General features: G+C 39.8%; 4 protein-coding genes. All 4 read left to right on the plus strand.

What is annotated here, in order from left to right; all coding sequences use genetic code 11:
* Window positions 1–187, plus strand: a 187-nt coding sequence (locus AVJ19_RS22300) for a hypothetical protein (protein ID WP_111861385.1), incomplete at its 5' end; no start/stop codon positions are given.
* Window positions 187–1,116, plus strand: a complete 930-nt coding sequence (locus AVJ19_RS20705; protein ID WP_111861386.1) for a MobA/MobL family protein — start codon at window positions 187–189, stop codon at window positions 1,114–1,116. The genes AVJ19_RS22300 and AVJ19_RS20705, both read left to right, overlap by 1 nt.
* Window positions 1,113–1,613, plus strand: coding sequence for a hypothetical protein (locus tag AVJ19_RS20710; protein ID WP_100358226.1), 501 nt, complete (start codon window positions 1,113–1,115; stop codon window positions 1,611–1,613). Before AVJ19_RS20705 ends, AVJ19_RS20710 begins: the two co-directional genes overlap by 4 nt.
* A gap of 81 nt (window positions 1,614–1,694) precedes the next feature.
* Window positions 1,695–2,510, plus strand: a complete 816-nt coding sequence (locus tag AVJ19_RS20715) for a hypothetical protein (protein ID WP_111861387.1) — start codon at window positions 1,695–1,697, stop codon at window positions 2,508–2,510.
* The last annotated feature ends 556 nt before the right edge of the window (window positions 2,511–3,066 follow it).

Consider the following 3,066-nt stretch of genomic DNA (forward strand, 5'->3'; position numbering starts at 1 on the left):
AGAAAGAAGTACCAAAGCTAGGAGCAACAACATGCAACTAAAACAGGTACTGGGAAAAATCAAAGATATTACTTTTGGTGTGATCGCAGCACCGCTAATCATCATCATTATGATGTGGGCTTCGATACTTGATCAAAGAGCGTTTAAGAAAGAGCGCAACCGAAAAAAGGAACAGGATAAAACCTAATGGCGATTGCTCGTTTAAGTGTCAAAGTCGGTAAGGCAGGCAAAGCAGCACCGCATGCCGAATATATTGATCGGGACGAAGAAAAGAAGCTGACACAGGAACAGGTAGAAACCGATCTTGAACATAGTGCTTATGGAAACATGCCGAAATGGGCTGAACATAATCCGATTACCTTTTGGCAGGCAGCCGACCTTTACGAGCGTAAAAATGGCAGTACCTATCGAGAATATGAAATTGCCCTGCCTAGAGAGATGAATGCCGAGCAACGCCTAGAACTGGTTGAGGACTTCATTCAGTCTGAGATCGGCTCAAAATATCCGTATCAATTTGCGATTCATAACCCTAAAGCAATGGACGGCAAGGATCAGCCTCACGTTCACCTCATGTTTAATGAACGTCTGCAAGATGGAATCGAACGAGATCCAGAGCAATATTTCAAACGCTATAACGCCAAGAATCCTGAACGTGGCGGAGCTAAAAAAGACAATACGGGCAAGGGTTACCAGGAACGAAAAACTGATATTAAAGACCTACGCCAAAGATGGGCAGATTTATGCAACAGCCATTTAGAAAAACACCAAATTGACAGCCGTATTGATATGCGAAGCTACAAAGAGCAAGGCATAGAGAAAGAACCCGAAAAGAAACTATTACCAAGCCAAGCTAAAGACCCTGAAATCAGGGAAGCCTTGCAACAGTCACGTATAGCCTATAAAGAGCTTGAGCAACTAGATTTAGGCGACCCTAAAAAAGACCTGAAAGACCTCAAAAACAGCCCAATTTCAGACAAAGAAATTAAACAGGGTATTGAGAACTTTAAGGCTGATTTTGACAGCTTTAAACAGCTTGCTTTGGAACAGTACAAACAACAGCAGAAATTAGAAAGAGAGCAACAGAAAACAATGAAGTTTAGAGGGATGAGCCGATGACACCTGATGAAAAAAAGCTATATGCACTGATGGCAGTTGCAGAACAACAGCAAAACTTAGTCAATCAGGCCGTTAAAGAGCTTCAAATCACGAAAGAACACATTCAAAGCACTATTGCTGGGCAAACCCACCACACTATATCAAAAGCGGTAAATGAGGGCTTACAGGACGGTACAGCAGAACTTATTAAGACCGCTAAAGCGCTTGGACGCTTGAAAAACTCGATTGAATCAGCCAGTGATCAATTTTCATGGAAGTTAATCACCACTTTCTTAGGTGTTTTTTCAGTTCTCATACTGACTATGACGTGGCTATTTGCATCTTATATTAAGCCTTTAGAGAATATTCCAAAGATCGAGAGTTTAAGGCAGCAAGGTATTCAGTTTGATATTCAAAGTTGTGCCGTTGGAGAAGAGTCCAAGCCCTGCGTCCGAGTGATGAAAGAGCAGTGTGGCTATGGGAAGCATGGGGATTTATGCGTTATTGACCCCAAATAGCTGAATCTGAAAATAAAGGCTCTAAGCACTCATTTATAATTTTTATTATGTTTAAAATTAGTGGAAGTTAAGGAAATTATTATGTTAAAGCAATCAAGTTTAGAAAGAACAGAGTTTAAGGAAGAAGAACTTGCGCCCATTAAAAAGCTTGATTTGAATGATTTGAAAGTTCCTATGCCTAAAAACCTTGATCAGTTATTGATTTGGACATCCGAACTTGCTCAATATAATTATGCTCAATTCATTGACCAATCCGAACAGCTAAAACTTGTTGATGAAGACAACCTGGAAGAACAGGCGGAAATCAGTCAGAAGCTTAGGTTCTATAGAGGTAATGCGCTTATAGAAAACCAAATCAAAGATTTCTATTTGAAAAAGTTACTTGATCAAGGGGAGGCAACAGTTAAGGGTTATATTAAAAGTCCGACTAAGAAAAATACCCGATATGCTGTAATTTCTTATCATGACTATGATTTTGTAAGCTTTGCTACTCCAGAGATTCTTAATAAATTTCCAGCCGATCTCATCAATTTCGTGCAAAAGGAAACACCTAAGACATTAGCGGACATATACCCTGAAGAAGCCGTGTTCTTATCAGCTATCAAAAAATTTATAAAACCTTTTAAAGAACAGTATAAAAAATTGGCTGATAAGAACAGGGAAATTAAGGAGCACAATACAGTTGCTCATAAAATTTATATAAAAATTAAAAATAAGGAAGCAACTCTGCAAAAGCCAACAGAGTCAAAGCCTAAAGAATCTAGTCCAAAGACTACTGAAAATAGTGCTGTCCCAGTAGAGATGAAGCAGGGAGCCATTCAGAAAAATATGGCTCCACAAGAAAAGCCAATTACTGTAATTAAGAAGCGAAAATTTGCTTTAAACAAGGATAAGTAACTTGTAATTTAAAATTATAAACAAAAACCCCTCTAAGTCTTGCAACTTAGAGGGGTTTTCAAGTAAATTCAGCGGTACGCAGTTATTTGATGCTAGAACATCAAGTAACGAAGATCATAAGGTTTGGCGACCGTTATGATTTCACCAAAAGGCTTGTACCTGAATTCTATTTTCACAATAAACAGTGTTTATATCAAGCCTCAAAATGATAAGTCTTCGTTAATTCGTGTTTTAAACCATCAAATAAGCATCCTAGATCGAGCTTTGCCCGCTTCTGCGTGTCCGTTTTACGGTCGGCATGCATTACGTGTGGTAGGAATAAGTGTCACTGGCGTATTGTAGCTATAGTCGAAAGGCTAAACCGCTTACAGGGGAACTTCACATAGGCGGAGCGTTGGGAGTAGTTACATAGGACTTGTTAAGTTGCATGTTGGGGAAACCCTCGCAGAGATACAGGCAATGTAACGACAGGGAGCGCGTGGAGCGAAGTGCAAGACTTTGAGTCCTTGTCTGCATAGTCAGCAAAGCTATGTGCGGATACGACCGATATACGTGG

Source organism: Acinetobacter sp. CFCC 10889 (assembly GCF_003268395.1).
Taxonomy (GTDB): domain Bacteria; phylum Pseudomonadota; class Gammaproteobacteria; order Pseudomonadales; family Moraxellaceae; genus Acinetobacter.

Bases quoted from the DNA above. Each gene is read 5' to 3' on its own strand.
- AVJ19_RS20705 (WP_111861386.1), top strand. From the start codon at position 187: ATGGCGATTGCTCGTTTAAGTGTCAAAGTCGGTAAGGCAGGCAAAGCA.
- AVJ19_RS20710 (WP_100358226.1), top strand. From the start codon at position 1,113: ATGACACCTGATGAAAAAAAGCTATATGCACTGATGGCAGTTGCAGAA.
- AVJ19_RS20715 (WP_111861387.1), top strand. From the start codon at position 1,695: ATGTTAAAGCAATCAAGTTTAGAAAGAACAGAGTTTAAGGAAGAAGAA.